The following is a 22,364-nucleotide window of genomic DNA, read 5'->3' as shown; positions in this document are numbered from 1 at the left end:
GACGACTTTTTCCCATGCGACACTAGTCGTTGCAGGGGCGCGGCCGGAAAGACGCTACCGACCAGGAATCAGCTGCAAATTCTGGGCACCGCTGGCGTGACCAACCAAAACCTGTCGGCAGTGCCGGCCGCGATTGCCAAAACGAAGGATGACGACAGCGGTGTGAATGAACTTGCCGAGGTGCGGGCTCTGGTCAGGGGATGCAGACGACAATGACGAACAATACGCTTTGGGCGTTCGGCGTGACGCTGGCGTTGGTGCAGCCGATGAGCGCGATCTGTATCGTATCATCGGCCAAGGGTAGGTTAGTCGATATGCCTGAAGCGGCGCACAAGCTTATGGATGGATTGGATGCACCACACATCCCGACGGTCGTTGCCAGCCAGGGCAATACCAGCTCGCCGGAACTTGGGCACGGCGGACTCAAGAGGCAGATAGGTGTAAGTCCCGCGCAGCGGGAAGGGAGGGAGGGGGCAGGCGGCCGGAAGTGCCGCCTGGAAGAGGCAGTGCGCGTTAGCGCTCGCCCATGGACTGGGAAAAGGTCTTGCTGATGGGTTTGGTGAGATAGCTCAATACCGTGCGCTCCATGGCCTTGATGTCGACACTGGCCGTCATGCCGGGGCGTACCTCGATTTGCCTGGCCTTCTTGCCCTTGAATTCGCTTTCCCGGATGCGGATATTGACTCGGTAATAAGATAGCTGCCCTTTTTGCGTTTCCTCGGTGATGGTGTCGGCACTGATGTAAATGACTTCGCCTTGCATCGCGCCGAAAATGGAATAATCATAGGCATCAAGCTTGACCGAGGCCGACTGGCCCTTAACGATGAAGCCTATGTCGGCCGGCATAATTTTTGTCTCGGCGATCAGGTCTCCGCCCAGCGGCAACATTTCCATGACAATGTCGCCCGCACGGATCACAGCGCCTATGGTGGTAATCTTGATATTTTTGACGATGCCATCGGCCGGCGCCATCAGTTCCGTATGCTCAAGCAGCTGGCTGCGGTCACGCAGCATTTCGCCCTGGGTATTCAAGTCTTCCTGCGCCTTGGTCATTTCGGCCTGTGCATCCTGGAAGTATTTGTTGCGCTTGTTGGTGATCTGCGCATTCAGGTCGGCCACCGATCGGCGCAAGCGCAGTATCTCGCCGTGCCCGACGTCGCCGGTCGCTTCCAGGCTCAAATTCATTTGCAACTCCCGGTCGGCCAGTACCCGCATGTTTTGCAACGACAATACGTCCTGGTCAATGGCTTGCTTACGCTTGTTGTAGAGATCTGTCTGGTTACGGATATAGTCCGCATACGGGCGTAGCGTGTCATCGAACGCCAGCGGGCGGCCGTACACTTCGGCATGCAGGCGCGTCAGTGCGATGCGCAAGGCGGCGATCTTGGCATTGCTGTCGCTCACGGCCGATTGCGCTCTTTCCTTTTCCAGCGTCACCAGCAGCTGGCCAGCCTTGACCGTCTCGCCTTCCTTGACGTGGATATGGGTAATGACGCCCAATTCCGGCGACTGGATGACTTGCGTCTTGGCGCTGGCGATAATCTGCGCCTGGGCATGAGTGACCTGATCGATCTTTGATACGGAAGCCCAGGCAATCAGGCACAGCAGGCCAACGATGGCCACACGCAAGGTCCAGCGTTGACGCGATGGTGCCGCCGCCTCATGGTGGGGGTGGTTTTCAGGGGACATAAATCAATCTTTCTCGAGGGACGTGGAGTGGGCTGCATTGGTCGGCTGGTCGCTGGCAAGCACCTGAACGCGCTGCGCGGCCGGGCTGCCCGGCGGCGTACGCAGGTGCTGCAGTACCGCGTCGCGCGGGCCATCGAGCACGATCTGGTTGCCGGTGATGATGATGAGACGGTCCACCAGCGCCAGCAGCGAGGCCTTGTGGGTAACGATGATGAGGGTTTTTCCAGGCTGCATTTCTTCCCCCAGCACCTGCAGGCAGCGCTGTTCCTGCTCCGCGTCCATCGAGGCGGTTGGTTCGTCCAGCAGCAGGATGCCGGGCGCCGCCAGCAGCAGGCGGGTAAATGCCAGCAGTTGGCGCTGCCCGCCCGACAGGCCCTTGCCGCCTTCCATGATGGGCAAGTCCAGCCCCTTGGGATGGCGTGCTACCACGTTAGACAGGCCGCTGCGCTGCATGGCCGCATGGATCGCGGCGTCGCCCGGGTCGGCCAGGCCGATCAGCAGGTTGTCGCGCAAGGTGCCCATGAACAGGCGGTGCTCCTGTTGCAGATAGCCGATATGCTCGGTGACAACCTGGCGGTTGATGTGGGCCAGATTCAAACCATCGAGCAAAACACTGCCTGCCTGGGGCGTGTATAAGCCGGCCAACATGCGCAGCAAAGTGGATTTGCCAGCGCCAATCTGGCCCATGATGCCGATGCGTTCGCCCGGCATAATGTTAAGTTTGCCAATCTGCAGGCCATGTGGGCTGCCAGGATAGTTAAAGCGCACCTCATCGAGCACGAAATGGCCGCGCAAGTACGGCGGAAGCAGGGGCCGCTCTATGCCATCGTTGTCGGCTTTCAGGTCGTACAGCCGTTCCAGCGATTTCTCAGCCGCCTTGGCATGGGAATGTTGCACAATCAGGCCCGGCAGGGCCAGCACAGGTGCCATGATGCGTCCGCTCAAGATCGACATGGCAATCACGGAACCCATGGTCATCTCGCCGCGCATCACTAGCCAGGCGCCAAGGGCAACCAGGCTGGCATAGCTTAATTGTTGCAGCGTCGCGGCTATGTAGGCGAGATTTTCGGTGACATGGCGCATGCGCACGTCGTTGCGGATGCTGTCGGCGGTGACGTTGATCCAGCGCGACAGCATCTTCCAGCTGCCGGCGCCAGCCTTGATGGTTTCCGCGCCTTCCACGGTTTCCACCAGCAGGCCCGTCTTCAGATTGGCGCTTTGAGCGCCCTCCATTGCCAGTTTGTCGATGCGCCGCCGCGCCACTATGCCGCTCAGCACGGCGATGACGCCATACAACAGTGGCACCAGTGCCGCCAGCGGGCTGCCCAGCATGCCGATGATCAGCGTGAAGAGCAGGGCCAGCGGGAAATCCACCAAGGTAAACAAGGTGCTGGCGGTGTAGAAGGAACGCACATTTTCGTAACCACGGATTTGACCGGCCAGACTGCCGACCGAGCCGGGCATCTGATCGATACGCACGCTCAGCAGGCGTTGAAAGATATCGCGTGACAGACGGCTGTCCATGCCGATGGCGACGCTGTCCATGATGCGTGAACGCGCCAGTTTCATCAGCAATTCCAAAAAGATGGCAAGCGTGACGCCACCACCCAGGATAATCAAGGTTGCGTTGCTGCGCGTCGGGATCACGCGATCGTACACCTGCATGGAAAACAGCGAGATACACAGCGTGAGCATGCCGATGAAGACCGTCGCCAGCGCCGCCTCGACCAGCACGCCACGGTATTGCCGCAAGGCCTGTTGCAATGTGAAGTGAAAGCCGGTGCCCGTTGCCGGGAGGGCATGCGTGTTGACGGCCATCACGCGCTTGCGCAGCTCGTCGCTGCCGATAGCCAAGGTGCCGGCGGCGAAGGTAACTTGCCAAGCTCCCCGCGTATCCATATCGATGATCACGCCCCAGCCATGCTGCTCATGCAGGGCAAGCAGCGGCAGCCTTGCGCGATCAGGCAGATTCATCGGTATCGGGGCGGGTATGCCCAGGGCGCTGCAGGTAGCGCGCAGCCCGGCTATGCTGTCGCCCTTGCTGCTTGCAAGGCAAGCTTTCAGCTGAAGAGCATCCATGCTTGCCCCTTGTTGCTGTGCGAGGTTCTGCAATGCAGCCTCTAATGTCGACCTTGCATTCATTGTGAAGCTTTCTTTTTCAGTGAGGATTGCCAAAATGGATCATTCATGCGCACACGCAAGCGATAGGCGCTGCCGACCACGCTGGCACGCGTATCGGCCAGATTGATACCGACATCGTGGTTTTCGCGCGCCGCGTTGAGCACCTCTTGCCAACTGCGACGGCTGGCGACGAACTGGCGCTGATACGATTCCATGATCAGCTGGGTCGAGGTAAACGATTGTTCCAGCGCGATAATCCGGCCGCGGCTGTTGCCCAGTTCTACTATTTCCTGTTGCATGGTGTCGCGGGCGTCTCTCTCAGCCTGGTCGACGCCTTGGGCGGCGCTCTCAGCGCGGGAATCTGCACTACGGCTCCTGGCGGACGAAGAAAAGCCGGCGCCGGGCGCATATTGCAAGCCAAAAAACACGCTTTTGGTCTGCGGATTAAGCGTGTTGGCGTTGCCGATTTGCTTTTGCAGGACCACATAGGCTTCAGGGAGGCGGCCAGCCCGCTCGGCATTGGCCTGTTCTTTGGCCACCTGTGCCTGAAAGCGCGCCTTGATAACGGATGGCAAATGATCCACCGCCTCGGCCGCCAACGGCGAACCTGTGCGCGCCAGATCCGTTTCGATGCGCGCCACTTGCTCTTGCTGATTGAGCGGACCCAACAAATAGTCGGCCGCGTATGCCTGACCAAGCAGCACGTTGAGTCGGTTTTGGGCGGCACGCGCCGCGCCCTCCGCCTGCACCATTTCCACAGTGATCTGGGAGTTGCGGGCGGCGACCAGTTCGAGTTCGATCGCTGGCGATACCAATGCCTTGACGCGGCGCTGCATCAATGCAAAGAACTGGCTGTATTTTTGCTGCGTGGCGGCAATGACCTGCATCCGTCCATGCGCCTGTTGCAGCCCTTGCCAGGCGTCGATGACGCGCAAGGCCAGCTGCTGCTCAATTTCCTGCATCTGCGCACCGCGCACCAGGGTATTGCTGCGCGCGGCGCGGATGCCCGCCTCGGTGCGCCCGCCATCCCATACGGTATATCTTGCGCTGATGACGCTAGGGGACGTGCCGGAAGTGTCCGATTGCATGGACAAGGAGGGGTAACGTTGCAACTGGGCAGCGTGCAGATCTTCCTGGGCTGCGTTGCCCATCGCCCGCTCGGCAAGAATGGCTGGATGCTGCTGCAATGCCATCGCGACCAATGCCTCAAGATTGTTTTCCTGCGTATCGTTCGTTGTGGCAAAGGTGGGCAGCGCCACCAGCATGATGAGCAGTGTCGCGGCGGTACGGAAGCGGAAATGTTGGCGAACATGGCACGTCGCGGCCTGTCGTGGTGATAACGTTACATTCACGGTGAAGTTCAATCCTGGCTGTTCGCCCAGCGATGCGCGTTGGCAGTGGGCGTATGGTTATTGGGCATGTACGTTGGAGGGCATTGCGGACGCAAATGGGCGCGCTAAGTTCTCGTATCCGTGCAATGAAGGCGCTTGATAGCGCAACATATTTTCTTGACTAGAATATATATTTCAGAGCCATCGGGAACAATCAGACTGATCTTAAAACGGAAGGCTTAACGCAGCCGGGGGGCACGGGGATGTACTTCTGACACTACTATGTTAATGGGTAAAACAAGGCGGTTACGGCGAGGCCCGCAACGCGTACATGCCCCCCCCTGATGAGCCATAGTCGGCTTGAAGAATGGCCCGCTCCTGGTGCGGGCCATGTTGATAAGTGACAATAAAGTGGATCAAGGTAACGCGGCAGGACCGATATAGCGATCAATAAAGCGGTACATCGTCTCGCCCCACAGTATGTTGTTGCTTTCCTTGGACCAGCCGTGACCTTCACCCGTCATCACCATCCACTCAACGATATTACCCTGCCTGCGCAACTGATCCCGCATTCTTTCGCCGTGGATCAGGGGCACGCGTAGGTCCTCGCTACCGTAAGCCATCAGGACGGGTGCCTTGATTTTAGCGGCATTGCCGATGGCCGAGACCCGTTGAAAATACGCCTCGTCGGTCTTCGGATCGCCGTGCATTTTGGCGCCAAGATCGTCCATATAGGGTCCGGACATATCGGACCAGTTGACGGTAAACAACATCTTGACATCCGTAACGCCTACCCAGTTGATACCGCATTTGTATAATTCCGGAGTTTTCACCAGTCCATACATGGTGGCGTAACCGCCGTAACTGGCGCCGATGATGCACACGCGGTTGCGGTCAACGATGCCTTGCTTCACCAGATCCTCGATACCGTCCGTGATATCGTCTTGCATGGCCAACCCCCATTGTTTCCAGCCCGCGACGTGATGCTTCCAGCCAAAACCCGTCGACATGCGAAACTGCGGCTGGAACACGGCGTAGCCGCGCGAGGCCAACATCTGGGTCGTGGGGTCGTAGCCAAAGTCGTCGCGCGCGTGTGGTCCGCCATGAATGTAGGCCACCAGCGGCAAGGCTTTGGGTGCGCGATCTGGCGGCAAGGTCAGATAGGCCGGTATGGTTAATCCATCGCGCGCCTGGTAGGAGGTCACTTTTTGCTCCGAAAGCTGCTTGCCATCCAGAATCGGCTTCACGCTGTACAACGACTCCAGCGTTTTTTTGCGCGTATCATACAGATAGATCTTGCCGGCATTATTGACTCCGATGGTGCTGACCACCGCATGTTCGCCGCGCCACTGAAAGCGCACTTCCTCGTTGGGCAGGCTGGCGTTCAGCGATGCTTGCAGGCGGGCATATTCCGCATCAAAGTAATGCATTGTCGGCTTCATGCCATCTACCGATACCCCGATGATTTTCTTGCGTGCCTCGTCAAACAGCAAGCCGTCGTCAATATCGGCATGCGCATCTTCGGCAATCAATTCGCCGGGGCTATTGTTGGCAAGATTCCAGATATGGATGCCGGCCTTGTCACGGCCGTTGAAGCGGCCAGCGACAAACAGGGTTTTGTTATCAAAATCAAAGCCCAGCGGATTCATTACTTTACCCTCGTCAGCGTAAGCCTGGTAAATCGGCGTCCAGGGCGCTTTTTCTTCGTCGCGATAGTACACGGTCTGTTTGATGCGCTTGCTACCTTCTTCGACGGTGTTGGCCGATGCTACGCGGATCACATTTGCGTGATCGAGCAGCCAGCCGCTGACAGCGCCCGGATTGTTAAACGTCAGCAGCGTTCTGCGTCCGGTGGTGGTATCAACGCGAAACACGTCACTGGCGCCCAGTTTGGCACCGCGGCCGCGTTCATTATTCGCGATAATTAAATCATTGCTGTCATCGCCAACCCGCTTTAGCACTTGCACAGGCTTGTAAGGGATGCCCGTGCTGATGGCATCCTTGATGCTGGCCACCAGGATACGGAAAGCGCTGCCGTCGCGATTGACGGCAAACAAGCCGCCGCCCGTCTGGTTTTCCATGACCTCATCACTGCCTTTGCTGATGCTAAATACGAGGCGCTGATTATTCACCCATTGCGGGCCTGCAACATCCCAGTCAGGGTCGGAAGCGACCACCGTGGAAGCGCGTGTCGCGAGGTTGATGATAGCCAGCACAAAGCGACCGTTGCGCGGCGTGAGCACGGCAAGATTCTGGCCATCCGGCGACAACACGGGGCGTCCGTTGAATTCAGAACGCTTGAAGAAATCTGCGATGGGAATCGATGCGTCAGCTCGGGCGGCAGTGGCATACAGACCGCCGCTGGCGAGTAGCAGGGTAAGTAGTGTGGGAACAAAACAGGTTTTCAATTGGCATCTCCATCATGAAGGGACAAGGGTCTGGCCGGCGTACCAGCCAAACCCCCAATAGGGTGCAAGCCGCGCTGAACGTTCCGGCGGTCCTGCCTGAGCAGCGTTATTTGAAGCTGTAGTCGGCAGTCAACTGGAAGTAGCGCCCCATCGAGCTATGCAGGCCGGCAAGGAAGTTATTGCCAAAATTCGGATGGAATGGTGGTTTGCGGTCAAATGCGTTCCGAATTGCAAAGCTCAGCTTGGTGTTCTTGAAGCCGGAATAGCCGCCGCCCAGGTTGAACACGGTAAAGGAAGAAATACCCTTGCATAGAGCGGGATAGCCTTCTGTCGCCAGTGCACACGGTTCGGTTCGGTCTCCGAAAGAAGACATCTTGCCGACATACTCGACATCGGCCGACAAATGGTAGGCGGCTTTTCTCCACGCGATGCCGAGATTGCCTTGAACTGTGGGCAGGCCGCGCGTACCGGCAAACTGAATCAGCTTTTCCTCCGCCGTCGGGGCAAACTGGTAAGACTGTGTATGGCTGAGGTTCAACTGCGGATGCAAAGTACCATACTCGCCGAGATTAACGCGGCCGACCATTTTCAAATCCAGACCGCGCACTTTTGTCACTGCCACGTTTGTCAGCAGCATCATGATGGAAGTCACTTCGCCCGCAGTTGCGCCGGCCACCTGGTCCGCTGGCGTGAGCGCCGCGCGCGTGATATTGACGGCAGGGTTGTTGGCGTAACGCGATGGGTTCTCGAGAACCTTCGACAGACTCAAGGTGGAAATTTCACTATCGCGTTGAATTTGCCATACATCAAGCGTGGTCAGGAAGGAAGTACTGGGTTCCCACGCCAACCCCAGGGTCATGTTCTTGGCGGTCTCCGGCTTGAGATCCTTGTTGGCGCCGCTTTGATATACGCTTTGGCTGCTGCAGCCCAAGGTATAGCTGGCATTGCAGCGGGCGGGGTCCCTGAACTGCACGTAGGCATTGCGTATGTCGGTGGAGTTTTCCACCAATGTTGGTGCACGAAAACCCTCCGAATAGGTAGCACGCAATAAGAAGGCGGGAGTCACGGACCATTTCAAGCCCAGCTTCGGCGTTGTCGAACTGCCGTAGTCCGAATAACGGTCATGCCGCGCCGCGAGGTTCGCCTCCACGTTCTTCATGAGGGGGATGGTAAACTCGCCATATATTGAAGCGATATTGCGGCTGTTCGAGATCCCTGGCGGCGATTGCGCTTGATGGTAGAGTGCGCCGGCAATAGAGCGTGGGTCAGGCGAAGTCGTCAGGGATTCACGCCGATACTCGGCACCCAGGGCCATGCCCACGGCACCGGCGGGCAGGCTAAACAATTCGCCGGAGACCTTGGCATCAATTTGCGCCAGGCTGGATTTGAATGCACCGTCGGCGCTGGCAGTGATACTGTTATACAGCGCTTCGTTGGCCTTGCCACCGCCCAAAATAAAGCTGCCATTGTTGTAGGCGTTAATAAATGGTGTTTTCAGGATGGCGCTACTGTTGTGGGATTGCACCTTGCTGCCGGTGACAAGCAGCGCGGTTTCCCAGTCCCAATTTTTGTAATCGCCCTTGATGCCAGCCAGGTATCGGCTAAAATCGGTCGTATTCTTCATGCCTTGCCCTGGAAAGTCGCGCAGCGAGGCGCGCACGCGTACCGTACCATTTCCGCCAGCCAAGGTTTTTCCATCAGTACCAATCAAATCTTTCGGATACTGCGGGTGGCTAATGGGCAAGGCTCCGGTGATCTGATCATTTTGACCGGCCAGCCAATGGGGCAGACCAGTCACCGTGGCGGTATTGCGGTTAAGCATGAGTTCGCCAAATACCGTGGTGCTGGCATTGAGCTGCCAGGTAATCTTGCTGGTAAGCCCGATACGATCAGTCTTGCCGCCCGCATTGATAGTGCTGTCCTGAAGATTGTCAAAGACGCAGGCCTGACCCATCGCGGTCTTGTCCAATATAGCCGAGGCCGAAACTAGGCGGTCTGCGGGGCATGTGCTGTCCAGGGTGCGCGACACCAGGCGGCCTGTGGCCTTGTCATTCCAGAAAATATTGCCAGGGTAGGTGTATAGCGTGCGATTATCCTTGTAGCCCCATGTGCGCAGATCTTCCGTGCCCATATAAGCGTCGCGCTTGTGCAAAAAAGCTTCCTTGCGCGAACGCACGTCCAGCGTGGCATAGGCGTTGAAGTGATCCTTAACCAGGCTGCCTTTGCCGACGCTAATGCTGGCGCGCTGCGTTTCGCCATCGCCGCGGCTGGACTGGCCCAGCGAGCCACTGAGCTCCAGACCTTCAAAGCTGCTGCGCAAGATAATGTTGATCACACCGGCCATCGCTTCGGAGCCGTAGATTGCCGAGGCGCCGTCCTTCAGGATTTCAATACGTTCCACCGCGCCGACGGGGATGGAGTTCAGGTCGACGAAGGTGGTCTGAAATTCTGGTTGCGCATACGCAGCAAGACGACGGCCATTGATCAGCATGAGCGTAGCCTGACTGCCTATGCCGCGCAAGTTCAGGCCGGCGGCACCTGCCGTGAAGCCGTTGGTATTGTTTTCATTGACGCCGCCCACGTTGGCGGAAATGCCGCGCAGTACTTCATTGAGGGAGGTGGCACCGCCGCGTGTCATTTCTTCACGCGTGATGATTTGCACCGGCGAGGCCGATTCGAGTTCAATGCGCCGCACGTTCGAGCCGGTGACATAAACCTTTTTTACGGAAGCCGTTTCCGCTGTCTCCTCTTGTTTATCCGTGCTAATAGCTGAATTGCCTGGATTTGTCTGCTGTGCATGTGCTTGTCCGGTCATGCTGAAGCCGGCCGCTGTCGCTAGCGCCAGGCGCACCAGTATGACGATTTTTTTTTCGTTTAGTCGCATTGCATTGCCCCTTGGTTATGTAGAAATCATTGTTGTTTTAATCCATAACAAAACCAGTCGCTTAGTCAGACGGCATCCCCGTAATAACAGCGGTGGCATCTGGTAAGTAAGCGACTGGCGTCATTGGGAATATTGCGATTTTCCCAATGACGAATTCAAAGGTATAAGATGTGCAATGCCCTAAAAATAGGACTGATCCTAAAGGGAGGTGTTAAATTTTAAAAACAACAACGTCCTACCTGGCCAGAAAATGCGGTAGTAAGCTGCACAGGTAGAAGGTCGGCGACTGTCGCCTGAAACGGAGGCGGTCCTGCGGAGCAATCCTGGCTCGGCCTGAAATGGGGAAGCAGTCAGGCAGGGGAGCGGACTAAAGAGCAAACTTGCTCATTTTGCCGTTAAGAAAGTCCTCGCGCTCCAAGGGGCAACTCAATGCCTGGCCCTGACCTGTGCCGCAGCCCATGCGGCGCAATGGTGCCATCATGGCGTCATTATCGATGCCTTGCGTATGCAGTTTCAATTTGAACCGCGAGGCCATGGCACGGACGCTGGCATGTTCCTCAGCATGTATAAGTCCAGCGTCGATTCTGACTTCATCGAACAGCATTGTGGATAGCACGTTCAGGACTGCCGGACTGACAACGGATACATTCAGCGACAATGGAATGCCTTTCGTTCGCAGCGTACCGAGGCAGGCCAGCAGACGAGGTGCATCGAATGCCACCAAATCCTCGCGCACGTCGATTGTCAGCATCCGTGGCGGCAGACCCGCCCGCGACATTCTGTTCGACAGGAATATCGCGATGCCGGGCTCGCAGATTGTGCAGGCCGGCACATGCACACGTAGCGATACATTCTCGTTGAGGCGACGCAGGTGCGACAGGACATCAATGGCTTGCGTGACGATAAAGTTGAATAGCAGCATATGCAGGCCTAGCCGATGCGCCATCGGCGCCAGCACTGACAAAGGCACATCGCCATTGACTGAATGTCGCCAGCATAGTTGTGCCTCGGCGCCGGTCATGCGCATGCTATGCAAGTCGTATTGTGGCTGATACATCAGGCGCAGACCAGCGCCCGATGTAATTGCGTGGATGACATCAGCGTCGGTTGGCAGCGCGGAAAGGCTTTTAGTGGAAGTAAACCCCTGTTCAGGGCGCGCTGGCTGACTGTCTGGCATCGCACTGCTGGGGGCGTCACTGAGGCCGTTCGCCGTGAAGAATGTTTTTGATGGTGCGGTGCTCAACATGGTATTTCCCCAAGGTTATCTGGTTGCAGTATGCGGACGGCTGTGATGTGGGGGAATCGGAATGGGCCTAAAATCAAAGTCCTTTTCGGCCACCGGTGCTTTTGTTTTCGTCGCTAAGGCGATCGGTTTGGGTCCGAACCCAGTCATGTGCCGTCGCCGGAAACATGTTGGCTTCGCAGTAACGCTGATGTGCCACCAGGATGACAACACGGCGTTGCCCAAGAATAAACTGGGGCATCTGGTCGAGAAACTGGAGCAGTTGAAGGCTAGTGTGCGGGCGAAAGTCGAGCATCCGTTTCATGTCAACCAAAGCACGGTGATCTGCGCCGTTTCGTCTTCGCAGATTTTACCGATCACGATCTTGTCGCGGTCGTGGCGCAGGATGGAGCGCAGGCCGCGCGCGAACCTCAGCCCCTGTTTTTCGTTGACGGGGATCTGCAGCACGCGCGGCAGCCGCTACTCCCGTGCCAAGGGGCAAGTCAAAAAAATGTAAGAATGCGTCGGAAATGTAAAAAATGTTTTGAATGAACCATTCGTTTTTTTGCAGAGCATTTCCCTATCCTCGCACCTAAGATCAATAAAGTTCCCTGCAATAAACAAGTGTTGTGTTTCGGACGTTTTCATATAAAACGCTGTTGCACTTTCCCAATATTGCGTTCTACACTGGGCACTTGATTGGTGTTTTTTCAAGCCTAGATCAGCAAAAAGAGCGCAGGCGGCAAAGACCGCATTCTTCTCCGCGCATCAGGAAAAAATCGGGAGTATTTCATGGTATTCATTCTTTTTACTGGCGTGTTTTTCAGTAGTGTTTTATCTCAAACACTACTGGCGCCATGTCCAACCACATAGCGCACGTCGATTCGCGCGCCACTCTGCCAAGGTCACTTTCTACAGTCTCTCGGCCGCCTCCAACGGCGTCGCCGATGGTGAAATTCGATCTTTTTTTAAGATAGGCCAAAGTTGATAACCCTACCGAGGGGAGGACCATTTGCACTATGCTTTCTATAACGACCAAAGTTGAACAAATGGTGATGGAATCGGCTTTCCTGAGCGAGGGACTGGCTCGCGGATTGCTCAATCTTTCCGAGCTGGCGCGTCAACTTCAGCCGCAGTTAGAAAAAGCGCTATGGAAGCCGGTCAGTAAAGGTGCCGTTGTCACCGCGTTATGCCGAGTCGCCGAGCGGATTCCCCAGCAGCATTCGGAGGAAACCGTTCTTGAGCAGCGCACTAGCGCACTCAGCATGCGTAGCGATTTAGTTGTGTTTACCTACCGCTACTCCGACCAGACTTATGCTTGCCAGCGTCGATTGCTGGAATTACCTCAGCCGGAGCGTGGAACTTTCATCACGATCACGCACGGGGTGAACGAAGTGATGGTGATCTGCAGCAGGACTCTGCAGTCCACAGTGGATGAGATGTTCATCGACGAGCAGGAAGTGGCACGCATACATCGCGTCTCAGCGGTCACGCTGCACCTTGCACAAGACACTTGCTACACCCCAGGCATTTATCACGCCATATTGCGGCGTTTGGCCTGGGAGCGTATCAATCTGACCAACATCATCTGTACCTTCAGCGAGCTGACCCTGCTGCTGGAAGCGTCCCAGACACAAGCAGCTTACCTGGTGCTATCGAAAATTGCTGCGATACGCTAGAGCATGACCACAGATCGGAAGTAGCGCTGGCATTCCCTGTATCAGCAAGCCAATGCCGGCATCGAGCGCGCGGACTGTGTACTTCCACATAGCGTGGAGCAAGAATGACGTGAGCCCCTTGAGCAATCGCATTGCTCCAGCCGTTTGAGTGAAGGCGTTGGACAGCGGAACAGCAAGCCTCGTCCAAATATGCTGATCGCATATTGGCGCTGCCTATTTACACCGTCACTGCCAATTTTAGGAGTGGTCTGATTTCAGTCAGAACACAGTCTGACTACACTTCCCTTTCTCAACTGTGTCGTTCACGGGAGGACATTGTTGCCTCAGTTCGTCCGTTCTTGAGCCGCTGGATACCTATGTGCGGCCGAAGTGTACAAGCTGAGCTTGATAGATCAAGAATTTTTATCAACGCATTTCACCATGTAGTGTTAGCCAAAGAAGGCAACCAATACCACTTACAGTGCGCGTTCCATGGCGCAACTATTCTTCGAAAGATGCAGCAATGACACAGCAAACACAATCAATGCCAAAAAAAGTAATAGGGCTGCGCAATCGCCGGACCGTGCGAGATGGCGGTATAGGGGCCACACTCAGAAACGCGGACCTACTTGACGGGCTGATCGACATTCTGGGGCTTAAAAATGATGCCGCGCTGGCCCGGGCCTTGGACGTTTCCCCTCCAATCCTTTCCAAAATCAGGCATGGTGGGCGCAATGTGAGCGCGAGCACCTTGATACGCATGCATGAAGTGAGCGGACTGAATATTTACGAACTGCGAGCGTGCATGGGCGACCATCGACGGCGTTTTGGCATCCCGGACTAGTCATGTCATAAGCAATTCTTTGATCGATGCCGGACATGCCGCTATCGATGAGCCATGTATTTGACCTTGTCTCAATGCGTGAGGCAATTTGATATCGCCATATTTTCAATCTAAGGAAACAGCGTAGTGAAACTCATTAGGCCATCCATGGCTAGCCAATTCCACGCCCTGCGCGTGATGACGTTGACATCCAATCCGGACAATGCGCGCCGGCTGGGAGCTGCACTGGATGCCGCTAATCTGACGAAACGTGACAATGTGCCTTCGTTGGCCATGGCAGCGGCCCGACTGCAGGAAGGCAGCGTCGATCTGATCGTTGCCGATGTTGATCATGGTGGATTAATGGTACCAAGCTTGCTCCGTTCCATGGGCTTGACGAAACGCCTCGAACGTATTCCACCTATCCTGTGGGTCGGGCTGTCGGATTTGGTTGATAGCAAGCCAAGAGTCAAAAGTAAGACCTTCAGCAAAACAGAAGGACCTCGGATCGGCCTGGTCGATGCTGCCGCGCTCATGTCGCTTGTCCGTTTAGCGCATCAAGCGGGGGTCAGTGTAGAAATGGTTTTCGGCGAAGGCAAGGTTGCATTTACCGAGGCCGTAGAAAAGCTACTACTTGCCAGGTCAGTCAATAAAAATAGGCCTTCCAACATCACGCCAGAAGCGCCCTCTGAGTCCGATGTAATTGAAGCGCTAACGACAGGAAGAAATCTTCGTGTCATGCTGCAACCACAATATGATCTGCAAACACGATGTGTCGTTGGTGCAGAGGCACTTTTGCGATGGCATCATCCGACATATGGCGAGGTGCCGCCATCCGTTCTCATTCCGATGGTAAACCGGCTTGGCTTGCATTTGTTACTTTTTAGTTTTATCGAAGCGCGTGTCATCGATGTGCTGCTTTCTCTGAAATCACACCAGGCCGCCCTGTCGATTGCCCTGAATGCATCAGCCGAAACTGTGTCTACGCCGGGCCTTCCGGAGCGATTAGCGGAAAAAATGCAGCGGGCGGGGCTACCGCCAGCGTTGCTGAAAATTGAGCTGACTGGCGACCTGGCATCAGCCAACGAACTCGACTTAGCTGCGTCCGTCCAATCGCTGCGCAGCAAAGGGTTCTTGGTTTCCCTTGATGACTTTGGACAAGGTAGTGCCTCACTGAATCTACTGACGAAAATACCATTCGACGAGATCAAAATTGACGGTTCGCTCGTACGCGATATCGAGACGAACCCAGCTGCGCGAATTGTTCTTGCCGCGACAGTGTCCCTTGCACGATTGATGAACCTGACATTGATAGTCGAAGGGATTGAAGAAGAGTCTAGTATTGCTCCTTTGCTCGATCTGAGATGCGACATCGGGCAAGGTTATGCGCTAGCACGACCGATGGAGATTCGGGATTTTTTCGCACACGTGCAACGCAACGAGCCGGTTGCGGAGTAATGAACAAACCGACTTCGGCATTGAAAGCGATTATTTTGGCAACCATAAAAAATGTAAATCCGGCAAGGAAAATGGATGCATAGAAAAGCAACACACATAATTTTATTGTTTTGTTGGGGCATTTTTTGTTAATTAGTCACATCTGTACAGCCTACGGTGGTACAAATAGGAATAATTTGAGTAGTCGCCATTTCCCCTACCTATACCTAGCATATCGCTGCTACAAATACCTATGAAACGCTTACGTATCGCCTTGCTTGATGACCATGCGGTAGTACGCCACGGTCTTGTCAACCGTTTTTCAACAGAGCACGATATTGAGGTGGTGGGTGCCTACAGCACCAGTCGCGAACTAATCGCGGGTTTGCAGGTAACTCCGGCTGACATTCTGTTGCTCGATTATGCATTGAGTCCCAATGAACTCGACGGTGTGTCACTCATCCGTGCGCTGCGGGTAAAATTTCCCGACTGCCCAATTTTAATCCTGTCCACGCACCATGAGCCAGCGACGGTCGCACTGGCATTACGCGTTGGTGCACGCGGCTTCGTCGGAAAGGGCGATGAAATGGTGGAGTTGATCAAGGCATTGCGAACAGTCGCGTCTGGTGCCGTGTATCTCAGTGCCGACATGTCGTACCGAGTCGCGGAAGCCACAATCACCCACCATGCTGACACAGACACGAGCGATGCCGAGACGCTTCTCGGTGCAGCGTTATCGGCACGCGAGCGCGAAGTCATCCGTTGCTATTTGCATGGCATGACCGTAACGGAAATTGCGGAGAAATTCAAGCGTAGTATCAAGACGATCAGCTCACAGAAGGCTAGCGCCTTTCGCAAACTGGGCGTGACCTCCAACAACGAGCTGTTCAAGATTAGGCATACCATAGGCGAGTCATGAAAGTCTGGCTTTTTAGCCTAGGGGCCGTTCTGCTGGCTGTATACTGTTGCGCTGCGCAAGGTCAGATCGATGTTAATTTATTCAGCAAGGATGAACTAGCCTGGACGCGCGCGCATCCACTATTAAAATTGGGGCTGATGCCAAATCAGGAGCCATTTAGTTTTAAGCGGCGCGGCGGCGCCTGGATGGGTATTGGACCTGAGTATATAAAACTATTGAGGCACCAAAGTGGTCTGAAATTCGAGGTGATCACGTTAAACAGTACGGATAACGGCCTTTCTCAGTTGCAAGACAAGGATGTTGATCTCGTTCCTCTGGTACGCAGCATTGGAATGCCGGCGCCGCGGGCGGGAATTCGCTATAGCACACCATACTTTTCTGTCCAGACCATTGTTGCCACCACTGCCAGGGAGCTCGCCGGTGTTGATGGCATGAGCCTGGATGCAAAGACCATTGTGCTGCCTGCAGCGGAAGATGAGCTATATCGCCCCGTCCTGCAGAAACGCTTCAAAAACGTACGTATTGTCATCAGCCGCAATATGGAGCAGGCACTGGTTCTGCTATCTAAGGGTGACGCTGATGTCGCCATTGGTAGCGAAGCACAGTTGCTACCTGATCTACGACACCAACACGATAGCGCGCTGCATTTCGTCACGTTACCAGTGGCCATGACTTCCGATGTACGCATAGCAATGCGGGAAAGTGATACGCAGCTTGCATCGATAGTAAATAAGATCTTGGCAAGTGTTGCTCCCACAAAGGTGCGACTGGTACGGCAGGACTGGCTTGGCTTACCAGAGCAAAAGCTGTCGCCCTTCCAGTTAGTCGCGCAACGCTATAGCGAAGAAGCGACTTTGGGAGCGGCTTTACTCTTCATGATCGTAGGTTTGGCATTTCAAATCTATCGCGAACATCAACGTGCCGTGCGCAGCGAACGTAAGGCAGCCATGTTCCTTGCTGTCATGAGCCATGAAATCCGTTCGCCGATGAATGCGGTACTCGCCGCAGTCGAACTATTACGCTTCACGTCACTGGACGTACAGCAGCGGTATTTTGTTGATCTGGCAAACGGTGGGGCCACCACGTTGCTGCAACTGCTCGATAACGTACTCGATATCTCGAAGCTAGAAGCCGGTCAACTGACGCTGTCTTTGGACGCAATCGATGTCGTCACACTTGCTAATGATGTAGTCGCCCTACAGCAGTTGCGGGCACGGGAAAAGGGTATCACCCTGGAGGTAGTTGTACCACAGACACCGCCAGCTCTGATGCTCGACGAATCCAGGCTGCTCCAGGTACTGCACAATTTGGTATCGAATGCCATCAAGTTTACAGACAGCGGAGGCGTAACGATACAAATCACTCTGCATGCGTCAGAAGCGAGCACTGCACAACTGGAGATTGCCGTTTGTGATACTGGTATTGGCATCGCTCCACAGGCGCAAAAGGCGCTATTCCAGCCCTTCGCTCAAGTGGCGGGCACCTACAAGCGATCTGGCGGCACGGGGCTGGGACTGGTCATATGCCGTGAACTAGCAGATTTAATGCATGGCACGCTGTCCCTTGTAAGCACCCTGGGGCAGGGAACACGCGTGACGCTAATGCTGCCTGCGGACATTGCACAAGACCATGCCATCTCCATCGAGCAACCCTGCGCGAACAACATTGTGTCCCCCGAGCCTACAAGACGCCTGAGTGTCCTCGTGGTAGAAGATTTATTGGCCAATCAGGCGGTATTACGGGCACAGCTCTCCAGTCTGTACTGCGATACTGTGATGGCGGGGGATGGCGCCACAGCATTGGATTATTTTAGCCAACGGGAGTATGACCTTGTACTCATGGATTGCGACTTGCCGGATGTAGACGGCTACAGCCTTGCGGCCGAATGGCGCAGACAGGAAGCCGGGTTGGAACAAGCGCGCTGTCCCATCATTGCCATCTCAGCGTCGACCGGCCAAGAGCATGCAGAGCGGTGTTTTGAAGCGGGCATGGATGGCATATTGAGTAAGCCCATCCGCCTAGCCAAATTGCGGAACATTATCGAACTCTGGTGCGAAATTGTAATAGCGCCGAATCTGCTACCGGTTGAGACCACGGTAATGTTTGGAACGCCGCAGGTGCACAATGAGATCGGAGGAGATATTGTCGACTTGCTACAGGCCATGATCCTAAGCGACGATAAAGCTGCGTTACGCGCAGCGCACCGCTTGCATGGTGCAGCACTGGCAATGCAATGGTCTCATCTTGCACTACAGGCAGGGGGACTGGAAAGTTTGCTACGTAACGGCACGCCGAACAGTGACGCCCAGATTCAAAATGCAGTGCAGAACACGGTTAACGTCTGGCGTGAACACAAAGAATTTTGATAAAAATAATTGAATGAATATTAAGGGCAGCATGTCGCGAATAATGAACAAGAATAGAAACGTCGCTTTTGGAATGGCAACATCCATGTTGCTTGCAAATGCCTTGTTGGGGCTGTTGAACCTGATCGATGCAAAAATGCTGCCATTGGACTCACATACCTTGCCGTTTGAGCTGGCAGACCGCATGGGTAGCTTGCCTATTACCCATCTCATGTTGGGTATTGGTGCGGGTCTCATGGGACTGATTCTGTTGGCCCTTCCCGCTTCACTATCACGAAAAAAGATGCTGTTAGCTGGACTGACGTTGCTAGCGCTGGCTACATTGTTAACAATTTTCACAAATACGGCGCTGCAATTGCTTGCGTGCCGCTTGTTGGCGGGCGTTGGATCTTGCATGTATTTTTGTGCCTGGATTAGCATAGGAGTTGGATATTTCCCGCGCCAACCCGCAATGCTGATAGCGTGCCAGAACTTTATTTCATGCGTCGGTTTGATCGTCGGCACCAAGTTGGCATCGGTTATCTATGATTCGCAAGGTTGGCAACAACTTTTATCGGTGCTGGTGCTGGGTGGCTTGCCATTGCTAGCATCTCTTTTTGTCAGTATTTTGTTTCTATTTAAGCACGCGAATAAAACACGGATGCACCTCCTTGCGTCCCCTGAAGTAGTCGATCCAGCAACGTCGCCCTGGTCAAGTGGCCCGCTGTTGCTTGCAATGGCTGCCGCGTGCATGGCTTCGGCAAGCTACTGTCTCATCATAGGATACACACGCTATTTACGGGAAATGCAAGGCCTTCCTTTCAAAGCAATTTTGTTACTGGTCACTGTAGCGGTGGGAGGTGGCGCCCTGCTATCGCCGGTCGGTGGCTGGCTCGGCGGAAAATTTGGTTTCTTTAAAACACTATTGGTTGCCGCCCCCATGACAGGACTTGTCGGCATCCTGTTATTTACCAGCGATTCGACCTCACTTCCCCTGCTATTACTCCCCACGCTCCTAGCCGGATTTGGTATTCAGGGTGTTTTCTATGTGAATCTCCTCGCAGCAGCAGCAAAGTCCGTGACCTCGGTGCAGAGTATGCGGATGATAGGTCTGTTTTCTGCTGTCGTCGCGGTGTTCGAGCAGCTAGCTCATCCCCTGTTCTTACTTGTGCAGGAGCAAGTCGGCATGAGATCGGCAATCTTGCTACAATTTTCCGGAGGTTTGTTGTTGGCCACTTGTTTTGTATGGTTGGCGCAAAGAAAACTACGCCCTACTAGCTAGGCAGTGTTAAATTATTAATTGCTGGCCCGCTTCGCCATCAAACGTTCATAGCGTTTATTCCGCTTGCATTTCTGGCTGACCTGTATGCGGAGGATCGATTTTTAGGATTACCATGTCACGTATCAAACATAGATTTGCCGCGGTGGGCATGTTTTCGACGATCTTGCTGTCGAACATCATGGTGGGGTTGGTGCAATCGATCGACTGGAAGATGCCACAACTGGCGTCGCAAGCGTTACCGTTTGGACTTGCTGACAGCATCGAGGGTCTTCCTCAATTTCCTTTTGCACTCTTTCTAGGAATGGGGATAGCCGGAGTGATCTTGGCAGTGTTTCCCTTAGCTCTGTCTCGCACAAAGATATTACTGGTGGGATTATGCGTGCTGGGCGCCGCTACCCTGCTTATGGCCTTCGTCGAAACGCCATTAGCGTTGATCTGTTTGCGACTCTTAAGCGGTATTGGCTGGAATATGCATTTTTGTGCCTGGGTCAGCCTCGCTAGCCTGCGTTTTCCACGCCACTACGGCGTCGTTCTAGGAACGCTGGGTTTTGCGATTGCCGTCGGAGGCATTCTTGGCAACGAATTCGCCTTAGCGCTATATGATGCCAAGGGATGGTACGCAAGGTTGTTCTTCGTTAGCACAGTGGGTATCCCCATCTTGCTATTTTCATTCCTGTCAATCCTACATATGTTTAAGCGAACAAGTATTGCCGCGGGGGACGATACATTTCCTCCACTATTCGACGATGCAGCGTCGTCATGTTGGTCCTTGCGGCCCATGCTACTGCTCGTGGCTACTATTTTTCTGTCATTGGGCGCGTATGCATTTCAGGGGTCCTTTGGCACTTACCTGCGCGAAATCTTGAGTTTTCCGATATCAACAGCAACGTCTGTGATGAGTTTATTCGTACTTTCCTCATTGCTGTCGCCACTGGGCGGATGGTTAGGTGACCGACTTGGATTTTTCAATGTACTATTGATGGCACTGCCTTTGACGGGCGTAATCGCTGGACTGTTGTATATGGGATGGCAAATGCCGCTGCCTATACTGATGCTGCTGATGTTTTTGGCCAGCTTTGCATTAAATGCACTACTGCTTATCAGTATATTTGCGCTGATCCTGAAGTCGATCGTGCCGGAGCAGAACATGCGAGCTATCGCGTTATATTCGACGGCTCTATCGTTTACTGCACCTTTCGCTCATATTCTGTTTCCATATCTCCAGAGTCGGTATGGCTGGCAAGGGGCCGCACTGATCCAAATTTGTGGCTGCCTGTTGCTCGCGAACTTACTGGTCTGGTTTGTACGACAATCAGCAGCATCGCACGGCAGTGGCGATGTCTCAGTTTGAGGTACTGAGATACAAAACAGATTCGTGACCACATGGAACGGATGGTCGACTTTCGCCCGCACGCTGGCCTTCAGGTGTTCCAGCTTTTCCGTCAGGCGACCCCGCTTTCATTTTGGCAACGCCTTGCGTTTGGATTGCTTCATGGCCACATCCTACGTGACCGGTTTGCCAATGTTTTCTGGCCGCTTTTCTACACCCTGATAGCCGGCATTGCCAAACGCGGCGACTTCATCGTCGTGCAGCAGCGGGTGCGCCTGGGTCATGTCGGCGACATTGCCGGCCGTGCCAACGACCGTGTGCACCAGGCCTGACGCGGCATCCACTCCGATAGGGGCATTCATGTCAAAGTGCCAGTCGTTGCTCTTCGTCGACTTGTGCACTCTGCATCTCGCTCGCCATCCTTGTTTTTGATCGACGGTGGCGTAGCGATCAACCTGGCGTCCGCGATGATGCCTTCACGCATCATCAATCCTTTCTCAGACAAGTGTCCGTTGATGGTGTCGACGATCTGGTGCGCCAGCGCGTTTGTTGCCACCAGGTCGCGCAATGCCAGCAAGGTCGTCGCGTCCGGTGCCGACTCGCGACCCAGGTCAATACCAACGAAAGCGCGGATGGCTGGCTGTCGTAGACCGCCTCCTCAATGCCATCGACCGACAGACCAAAGCACTGCTGGGCAACGTACATGCGCAGCATGCGCGCCAGCCCGGCCAGCGGGCACCGTCGACTTTCGGATAGAACGGATCGATCAGCTTGTGCAGCTTGCCCTTGCGCCGTCATGCTGTCGATTTCGGCCTGGAAGCGGTCGCGCCGCGTCAGTTCTTTCTTGGCGGCGTCTTCGAGGTCGGGGAAGCTCTTTTGCATGGCCGATGGCGGGCGGTGGCGGTACTAATATTG

The 22,364-nt window shown here is 54.9% G+C and carries 13 protein-coding genes and 2 pseudogenes; 7 read left to right on the top strand and 8 right to left on the bottom strand.

The window, feature by feature from the left end:
* Positions 1-513 precede the first annotated feature (513 nt).
* The 7 genes and pseudogenes from U0004_RS29015 to U0004_RS28985 all read right to left on the bottom strand — a co-directional run.
* A complete protein-coding gene (locus tag U0004_RS29015; RefSeq protein ID WP_070258170.1) occupies positions 514-1,689 on the bottom strand; it encodes an HlyD family efflux transporter periplasmic adaptor subunit in 1,176 nt (391 codons plus the stop codon).
* Positions 1,690-1,692: 3 nt separating this feature from the next.
* On the bottom strand, positions 1,693-3,864 hold the full coding sequence (locus U0004_RS29010) for an ATP-binding cassette domain-containing protein (RefSeq protein WP_327076266.1): 2,172 nt from the start codon (positions 3,862-3,864) through the stop codon (positions 1,693-1,695).
* Positions 3,828-5,174, bottom strand: coding sequence for a TolC family protein (locus U0004_RS29005; protein WP_139144231.1), 1,347 nt, complete (start codon positions 5,172-5,174; stop codon positions 3,828-3,830). The genes U0004_RS29010 and U0004_RS29005 overlap by 37 nt, the downstream gene beginning before the upstream one ends.
* A 383-nt stretch (positions 5,175-5,557) precedes the next feature.
* Positions 5,558-7,549 (bottom strand): S9 family peptidase, encoded by a 1,992-nt coding sequence (locus tag U0004_RS29000; RefSeq protein ID WP_139144232.1) that lies wholly within the window; start codon positions 7,547-7,549, stop codon positions 5,558-5,560.
* A 106-nt stretch (positions 7,550-7,655) separates the two neighbouring features.
* Positions 7,656-10,433, bottom strand: coding sequence for a TonB-dependent receptor (locus U0004_RS28995; protein ID WP_070258178.1), 2,778 nt, complete (start codon positions 10,431-10,433; stop codon positions 7,656-7,658).
* A 367-nt stretch (positions 10,434-10,800) separates the two neighbouring features.
* On the bottom strand, positions 10,801-11,679 hold the full coding sequence (locus U0004_RS28990) for an EAL domain-containing protein (RefSeq protein WP_070258180.1): 879 nt from the start codon (positions 11,677-11,679) through the stop codon (positions 10,801-10,803).
* A gap of 312 nt (positions 11,680-11,991) precedes the next feature.
* Positions 11,992-12,135 (bottom strand): annotated as a pseudogene (locus tag U0004_RS28985) (ATPase, T2SS/T4P/T4SS family); the annotation flags it as partial.
* A gap of 539 nt (positions 12,136-12,674) precedes the next feature.
* Between U0004_RS28985 and U0004_RS28980 the strand changes: the two are divergent.
* The 7 genes from U0004_RS28980 (at position 12,675) to U0004_RS28950 (ending at position 21,470) form a co-directional block, all read left to right on the top strand.
* The gene (locus U0004_RS28980; RefSeq protein WP_070258184.1) at positions 12,675-13,334 is read left to right on the top strand and encodes a hypothetical protein; all 660 of its coding nucleotides are present in this window, start codon (positions 12,675-12,677) and stop codon (positions 13,332-13,334) included.
* Between the two features lie 502 nt (positions 13,335-13,836).
* Complete coding sequence (locus tag U0004_RS28975) at positions 13,837-14,157, top strand: helix-turn-helix transcriptional regulator (RefSeq protein WP_231958618.1); 321 nt, start codon at positions 13,837-13,839, stop codon at positions 14,155-14,157.
* 147 nt (positions 14,158-14,304) lie between these two features.
* The gene (locus tag U0004_RS28970; RefSeq protein WP_070258188.1) at positions 14,305-15,594 is read left to right on the top strand and encodes an EAL domain-containing protein; all 1,290 of its coding nucleotides are present in this window, start codon (positions 14,305-14,307) and stop codon (positions 15,592-15,594) included.
* A gap of 232 nt (positions 15,595-15,826) precedes the next feature.
* Positions 15,827-16,492 carry a response regulator transcription factor gene (locus U0004_RS28965; protein WP_070258190.1) on the top strand — a complete coding sequence of 222 codons (666 nt, stop codon included), beginning with the start codon at positions 15,827-15,829 and terminating at the stop codon, positions 16,490-16,492.
* Complete coding sequence (locus U0004_RS28960) at positions 16,489-18,858, top strand: ATP-binding protein (protein WP_070258192.1); 2,370 nt, start codon at positions 16,489-16,491, stop codon at positions 18,856-18,858. The genes U0004_RS28965 and U0004_RS28960 overlap by 4 nt, the downstream gene beginning before the upstream one ends.
* Positions 18,859-18,871: 13 nt before the next feature.
* Positions 18,872-20,119: an MFS transporter gene (locus tag U0004_RS28955; protein ID WP_081345781.1), complete on the top strand. Its 1,248-nt coding sequence runs from the start codon at positions 18,872-18,874 to the stop codon at positions 20,117-20,119.
* A 112-nt stretch (positions 20,120-20,231) separates the two neighbouring features.
* On the top strand, positions 20,232-21,470 hold the full coding sequence (locus tag U0004_RS28950) for an MFS transporter (protein ID WP_081345782.1): 1,239 nt from the start codon (positions 20,232-20,234) through the stop codon (positions 21,468-21,470).
* Between the two features lie 14 nt (positions 21,471-21,484).
* Here the strand turns inward: U0004_RS28950 and U0004_RS28945 are convergent.
* A pseudogene (locus U0004_RS28945) lies at positions 21,485-22,331 on the bottom strand (IS5 family transposase); the annotation flags it as partial.
* Between the last annotated feature and the right edge of the window lie 33 nt (positions 22,332-22,364).

The organism is Janthinobacterium lividum (assembly GCF_034424625.1).
Classification (GTDB): Bacteria; Pseudomonadota; Gammaproteobacteria; order Burkholderiales; family Burkholderiaceae_D; genus Janthinobacterium; species Janthinobacterium lividum.
Note: the sequence above shows the minus strand (reverse complement) of the source record. Positions and strands in the feature narration are given on the sequence as shown.

Bases quoted from the DNA above. Each gene is read 5' to 3' on its own strand.
- U0004_RS29015 (WP_070258170.1), bottom strand. From the start codon at position 1,689: ATGTCCCCTGAAAACCACCCCCACCATGAGGCGGCGGCACCATCGCGT.
- U0004_RS28995 (WP_070258178.1), bottom strand. From the start codon at position 10,433: ATGCGACTAAACGAAAAAAAAATCGTCATACTGGTGCGCCTGGCGCTA.
- U0004_RS28990 (WP_070258180.1), bottom strand. From the start codon at position 11,679: ATGTTGAGCACCGCACCATCAAAAACATTCTTCACGGCGAACGGCCTC.
- U0004_RS28980 (WP_070258184.1), top strand. From the start codon at position 12,675: ATGCTTTCTATAACGACCAAAGTTGAACAAATGGTGATGGAATCGGCT.
- U0004_RS28975 (WP_231958618.1), top strand. From the start codon at position 13,837: ATGACACAGCAAACACAATCAATGCCAAAAAAAGTAATAGGGCTGCGC.
- U0004_RS28970 (WP_070258188.1), top strand. From the start codon at position 14,305: ATGGCTAGCCAATTCCACGCCCTGCGCGTGATGACGTTGACATCCAAT.
- U0004_RS28965 (WP_070258190.1), top strand. From the start codon at position 15,827: ATGAAACGCTTACGTATCGCCTTGCTTGATGACCATGCGGTAGTACGC.
- U0004_RS28960 (WP_070258192.1), top strand. From the start codon at position 16,489: ATGAAAGTCTGGCTTTTTAGCCTAGGGGCCGTTCTGCTGGCTGTATAC.
- U0004_RS28955 (WP_081345781.1), top strand. From the start codon at position 18,872: ATGAATATTAAGGGCAGCATGTCGCGAATAATGAACAAGAATAGAAAC.
- U0004_RS28950 (WP_081345782.1), top strand. From the start codon at position 20,232: ATGTCACGTATCAAACATAGATTTGCCGCGGTGGGCATGTTTTCGACG.